Below are 5,307 nucleotides of genomic sequence, written 5' to 3' on the forward strand. Positions count from 1 at the left end.
GATTATATCTCAGTTTCAATAATAGTAAAAAAATGAGTAAGTTGCAATGAATATAAAGTGAAACTTCAATCACTTTTTTTTTCAACAGAAGATGTTTCTAATATTCAACCAGCAGCCATTTATCGGCCGCTGCTTCATTACGAGCCCTTTTTTATTTGAAAAGTCTGTAAAATTGATGCACCACTGGACGTCAATATCGAATAATACGGTAATTCCTATTCTATCATGCGGCAATGATAGTATCTGATAAGTAAGCTTGAATTATGTAGTCTCCAGCATAAAATACCTTGTTCGGGGAATCCTAAATTAAAGTAAAGCAAAGCTTTTACAAAAGGAGGATTATGAGGTGCGTAAAATCCGTGAAATCATGACTAGTGATGTTGAAACATGTACTTTGCTGGATAATGTCTTCGAGGTTGCCGTGAAGATGAAGGATTTAAATGTGGGTGCTATTCCGATAGTAGATGGAGACAGGCTTGTTGGAATGATAACCGACAGGGATATCGTCATTCGGGGCATAGCAGAGAAGCATCCGCCATCTTCTAAAGTAGAGGCAGTCATGAGCGATCACCTGGTCACTGCCACACCGGATATGTCTACACAGGAAGCAACAAGGCTTATGGCAGAGCATAAGGTCAGAAGATTGCCAGTTGTGGATGGAGATAAACTCATAGGAATTGTGGCTTTGGGAGACTTTGCCATTAATGAACTTACAGATGACCAGGCGCAGCATGCACTTTCTGAGATATCTGAATCTGGCAGCCAAATGCAATAAAAGATGGAGGCACCCGACTGGGTGCCTTTTGTTTTCTATTAATGCGGACGCCTGAGTACTCTAAATGAATATGTTCTTTATGTTTTTCGCTTCGAATTCAATGCTTCTATCAAAAAGAACTCATTAAATGATATAATAATTTTAAAAATTGCTCATATAGTAATAGAAAGTATACTAGTAGGCAGATTACATAAATAATTGTTTTGGGGATCATTGAGATTAAAGGGTTCAGAGCATTTTGCTGCCTTTTAAATTCTTACAAATGTATTCTATGCCTAATAGTTATCAACAATAAAGCATTTGAATAGAGTTGAATAGAAAGGGGGTTTCCATCTGCGCACTATAGGAAGGATTTTAATAATTGCAGCAATCTTTTTATTGATTGGCTTATATCTGGGATTTACCAAGGATGACGGTGATGACTTGGTATTAGAACAGGAAACAAAGCCTAAAGTAGATGAATCTCTTGATAAAAAGATCAGTGAACAGAGCCTTCATGAAGGCATTCACCAGCCGGAAAAGGGTGTAGGATCGCTTATGGGAAAGGATATCGATGCCCTGAAGTCTGTCCTGGGAAAACCATCTAGAGTGGATCTTTCTGCTTATGGTTTTCATTGGTGGGTATTCAATAATGACCTTGACCAATATATTCAGGCAGGAGTCCTTAATGGAAGGGTCGTTACGGCTTATGCCATTGGTCCGGCTCTCAATGTAGAGCCATTCAGGATTGGACAGCCTGTAGATGAAATTTTTGCCCTTAATGTGATTGAACCTGAAGTCACATTCGAACTAAATGGAAGTACTTATAAATTTGAACTCTCAGAGCAAGATATGAATACCAGGCCAATTGTCAAAATGGGTGAATACTTCGTACAGCTGTATATAGACAAATTTACCGGTTCTGTTTCTAGCATTCGCTATATGGATAAAGACACTCTCATAAAGGAAAGGCCGTATGAAATGGTATACAGGGGTGACTTAATAGAGCCTCCAGAGCCATCTGAAGAGGATTGGCTGAGAATTGAAACAGGGACGGAAAAACAAATCCTTGATATCACAAATGTAATGAGGGCACGTCACGCATTAGAAAATCTCCAATGGGACGACCAAACGGCAGAAGTTGCATATGCTCACAGTAAAGACATGGCAGAAGAGGATTACTTTTCACATGAGTCCGAAAAATTCGGTAATCTATCAGATCGTTTAAAAGCAGCTGATGTTTTGTACGAACTAGCAGGAGAAAATATTGCGGCCAACTATACGGATGCCCCAGCAGTCGTAGAAGGCTGGCTGAACAGTGAATCCCACCGGGAAGCTTTGCTTAATAATGAATTTACCCACTTGGGAGTCGGTGTTTACCGTAAGCATTACACACAGAATTTTGTAAAACGCTGGGAAGAGTAATAGCTATTTTAAATTTATTCATTATAAAAAATGGAGCCTGACTCTCGTCAGGCTTCTTTTTCTTGTTTTATCACCCTGCTTATTGAGAACTGTCCTTCTTTCCAGTTCCCATATAAATGTACAACTTCACCTGCTTTAAATACTGGTATTCGAACTCCGGTACGCAAAGGGGTCACCTTTTTGACATTTAATTCTTTCAAGCCAGTATGGATCTTCATGGTAGAAATATGGTTGAACCTGTGATAATAGAATCGTTCTTTTCGTTCGCTTACATCGATGATTTTTCCGCTAACAATTGCTTCTTCAGGAATATCCTCTAATTTAATCCACTCCTCGTAATTTTCTTGCATTTCTTTCCTGGTAAGCCAGTAAAAATAAGCAAGTACGATGGGGATAACAATTGCCGTAACCATAAAATCACCCTATTTGTGTTGTTTTTCCACGACGAAAAAGCTTCCTGATGAATGAGCTATTTTCTTGCCGTCAGATCTGAATACGTCTGCCTCAACCACTACTGTACTTCTGCCTTTATGCACAATAGACGCTTTGCAGTGCAGGCGTTCTCCGATGCCTGGGGACAGATAGTGGATATTAAGCTGTGAGGTTACGGCAGCATATCCTTCAGGGAGCAGCTTATTCGCGAGAGTTCCCATTGCTGTATCCAGCAGTGTGGCAGTAAAGCCGCCATGCACGATGCCGAGGGTATTATCGAGCAATTTCGTGATTGGTATGTCAATCTCACATGTTTCATTATCCAGTCTTCTATCCATGTGAAGGAGGCCATCTATGAATGTGCTGTTTTTGCCAGTAAGTTTATTTTTGACACCTGACAAAACGACCTGGAGAGTTTCTAAATCTTGTTCGCTGGAGAGTGAGATGCATTCCTCTAAAAGCTGTTGCAGTTCTTTTTCCATCTATATAATTACCTCTTTCTATATGACTATTTTTTCGTAAAACAAAGGTTATTTGACCCACTTACCTTGCAGAATTAGGAACTTTGCGAAAATAGCCAGCATTTACATTCTGTTTTTTATTTTAACACTTTAAAAAAATTTGATGAACAAGAACGTATTTTAAAGATAAGGCTTTGTTAAAATTGTCTGTGGATTTCCGCTCCAGGTACTCGCTTGCCGCGGGGCCTCAGGTGAGCCTCCTCGTCGCTTTGTGCCTGTGGGGTGCAAATGATCTAATCATTTCACCTTGGTCTCACCTTGGCCGCTAATCCAGCAGGACATTGCATAGCTTCCTCGAATCTGCCCCGCACGATTGAAATGCGTTAGCATTTTCGGAGGAGTCGAGTGCCCTCCGCTCCAATCAACAGGTGCTAAAAATCAACATTAAACTATGACAAAGCCAAAGATAAAAATACATTTAATATTTTATTGGGCATTTTCCTCACCAATCTGAATGTAAATCATAAGCTATTATAGGCATTTGTTACACAGTGAGGTGAAAGTTATGGCCAAAAAAAATCTTCATCCCTCTGTTCAAAAATTTAAGGAGTTTGTAAAGAATCATCCGGAGCTCATCCAGGAAGTGAGAAAAGGAGACGCGACCTGGCAGGAGCTGTATGAGGATTGGTATCTGCTTGGTGAGGATGATCCTAAATGGGGCGGCAGTGAAACCCGCGAAAAAAAAGAATCAGTCGGAGAACAGGAAAAGAAAACAGATTGGCTTGGAACCATCATGGGTGCTGTGAAAAATATGGATCCAGAACAATTGCAGGGACAAATCTCTAACATCAGTCAGGCACTCGGAGCGATTCAAGGAGTACTTTCGCAGTTTCAGGGAAATAAAGGCGGCCAGCAGTCTGCCAAAAACTCTGGTCCGGGGCATCCTTTTTCATTCAGGAAGGATTAGGAAGGAGCTAATTATGAGAAAAGAGGTAATAGAGCAATTGCGGTCCAATAAAGAATTGATTGAGTTCGTCCGAGCCCAGCCGCACTGGTATAGAAAGCTTTGCAGAGACCCACGTGACATTTACTCTGCACAGATTGCTGCGCTCCATCATTTCGAGAAAACCATTCCACATAAAGTGCAGAAATTTTCCAATAGTGTCCAGATGGCATCAATGATGATGCATATGTTTTCTAGCATGAATTCCCAATCATGACGAAGCTTTCTTCTGTGTGAAGAGAGCTTTAATTTTTTGCCTCGTCGATCTAATAATGCCGCCCACCAGAAAATTTCGCATTTCTGGCAGTTTCATGGTAAAATGAGGTCGGAGGTGAGCCTGCATTGCTTGCTGTTACATCAGAAAGAGTTATGTTATTAGAACAAGCTGAACAACTTGTCAGCATGATTTTGCAATCTGATATTGCCGAGCATTATCGGCAATGTTTATATAGTGTTAAAAACGATCCTGAAACTCAAAGAAAGATAAACGAGTTTGTAGATATGAAGGATCGCTATGAGGAAGTCCAGCGTTTCGGAAAGTATCATCCTGACTATAAAGAAGTCATGGGCAAGATCCGCATCGTAAAAAGGGATCTTGATATGGATGAGGTCGTAGCGGAGTTCAAGAAAGCTGAGAATGACCTTCAAGGGCTTCTTGATGAAGTAAGCGTCATTATTGGCAGATCCGTTTCAGAAAGTGTGAAAGTGCCGACTGGCAACCCATTCTTTGAAAGCTCATGCAGTGGTGGCTGTGGCAGTGGCGGAAGCTGTGGGTGTTCTGCATAATAAACCAGGAAGAGCATGGAGAGAATCCATGCTCTTTTCTTTACCCCTTTAACGTGGTGGGGGTCTGACCCCCAGCGCTTTAACGCATTGCTGTGCGTAATTCTCAGTTTTTAAGCCTTATGCAATCTGGGCATAGATTTCCGCAGCAGAACATTTTTTTCTGCGGGACATAAAAGCGATGGCGGAAAACAAAAAGATTGTCTTCATTTCTGACAAACTCAGTTTCGCTATGAAGCTGTTTACCTTGCATTGCTCCAGCTGCTGATTGGCGTATGGCGTTTTCTAGTTCATTTTTGCTTGGATGATCTTTCGCCTGGATATACAAAAAGGGGATACCTGCGGACTTTTTATAACTTGCTTGAGCAATTGAATCATAATCACTAAGCATTTTTAAAAATTGTTTCCAAATTACTTCAATATCCATATAATCACCTTAGAAATGCTTT

The 5,307-nt window shown here is 40.7% G+C and carries 8 protein-coding genes; 5 read left to right on the forward strand and 3 right to left on the reverse strand.

Going from position 1 to position 5,307, the window contains the following annotated elements; translation table 11 throughout:
- The first annotated feature begins 346 nt into the window (after window positions 1-346).
- Window positions 347-775 (forward strand): CBS domain-containing protein, encoded by a 429-nt coding sequence (locus tag WB217_RS11605; RefSeq protein ID WP_423993385.1) that lies wholly within the window; start codon window positions 347-349, stop codon window positions 773-775.
- Between the two features lie 378 nt (window positions 776-1,153).
- The gene (locus WB217_RS11610) at window positions 1,154-2,179 is read left to right on the forward strand and encodes a CAP domain-containing protein (protein WP_423993386.1); all 1,026 of its coding nucleotides are present in this window, start codon (window positions 1,154-1,156) and stop codon (window positions 2,177-2,179) included.
- 47 nt (window positions 2,180-2,226) lie between these two features.
- Here the strand turns inward: WB217_RS11610 and WB217_RS11615 are convergent, their stop codons facing one another.
- Window positions 2,227-2,592 (reverse strand): hypothetical protein, encoded by a 366-nt coding sequence (locus WB217_RS11615; protein ID WP_423993387.1) that lies wholly within the window; start codon window positions 2,590-2,592, stop codon window positions 2,227-2,229.
- A 9-nt stretch (window positions 2,593-2,601) separates the two neighbouring features.
- Window positions 2,602-3,093, reverse strand: a complete 492-nt coding sequence (locus tag WB217_RS11620; RefSeq protein ID WP_423993388.1) for a PaaI family thioesterase — start codon at window positions 3,091-3,093, stop codon at window positions 2,602-2,604.
- Window positions 3,094-3,637: 544 nt separating this feature from the next.
- Between WB217_RS11620 and WB217_RS11625 the strand changes: the two genes are divergently transcribed.
- The 3 genes from WB217_RS11625 to WB217_RS11635 all read left to right on the forward strand — a co-directional run bounded on the left by WB217_RS11625 (window position 3,638) and on the right by WB217_RS11635 (window position 4,861).
- Window positions 3,638-4,039, forward strand: coding sequence for a YlbD family protein (locus WB217_RS11625; protein ID WP_423993389.1), 402 nt, complete (start codon window positions 3,638-3,640; stop codon window positions 4,037-4,039).
- A 13-nt stretch (window positions 4,040-4,052) separates the two neighbouring features.
- On the forward strand, window positions 4,053-4,292 hold the full coding sequence (locus WB217_RS11630; RefSeq protein WP_423993390.1) for a YlbE-like family protein: 240 nt from the start codon (window positions 4,053-4,055) through the stop codon (window positions 4,290-4,292).
- Between the two features lie 152 nt (window positions 4,293-4,444).
- A complete protein-coding gene (locus tag WB217_RS11635) occupies window positions 4,445-4,861 on the forward strand; it encodes a YlbF family regulator (RefSeq protein ID WP_423993392.1) in 417 nt (138 codons plus the stop codon).
- A 103-nt stretch (window positions 4,862-4,964) separates the two neighbouring features.
- Here the strand turns inward: WB217_RS11635 and WB217_RS11640 are convergent, their stop codons facing one another.
- Complete coding sequence (locus WB217_RS11640) at window positions 4,965-5,285, reverse strand: hypothetical protein (protein ID WP_423993391.1); 321 nt, start codon at window positions 5,283-5,285, stop codon at window positions 4,965-4,967.
- Between the last annotated feature and the right edge of the window lie 22 nt (window positions 5,286-5,307).

This window comes from Mesobacillus sp. (assembly GCF_049588175.1).
Lineage (GTDB): Bacteria > Bacillota > Bacilli > Bacillales > Cytobacillaceae > Mesobacillus.

What these genes read in the sequence shown, in the direction of transcription:
- WB217_RS11620 (WP_423993388.1), bottom strand. Translation starts at nt 3,093, where the DNA reads ATGGAAAAAGAACTGCAACAGCTTTTAGAGGAATGCATCTCACTCTCC.
- WB217_RS11640 (WP_423993391.1), bottom strand. Translation starts at nt 5,285, where the DNA reads ATGGATATTGAAGTAATTTGGAAACAATTTTTAAAAATGCTTAGTGAT.
- WB217_RS11615 (WP_423993387.1), bottom strand. Translation starts at nt 2,592, where the DNA reads ATGGTTACGGCAATTGTTATCCCCATCGTACTTGCTTATTTTTACTGG.
- WB217_RS11630 (WP_423993390.1), top strand. Translation starts at nt 4,053, where the DNA reads ATGAGAAAAGAGGTAATAGAGCAATTGCGGTCCAATAAAGAATTGATT.
- WB217_RS11635 (WP_423993392.1), top strand. Translation starts at nt 4,445, where the DNA reads ATGTTATTAGAACAAGCTGAACAACTTGTCAGCATGATTTTGCAATCT.
- WB217_RS11625 (WP_423993389.1), top strand. Translation starts at nt 3,638, where the DNA reads ATGGCCAAAAAAAATCTTCATCCCTCTGTTCAAAAATTTAAGGAGTTT.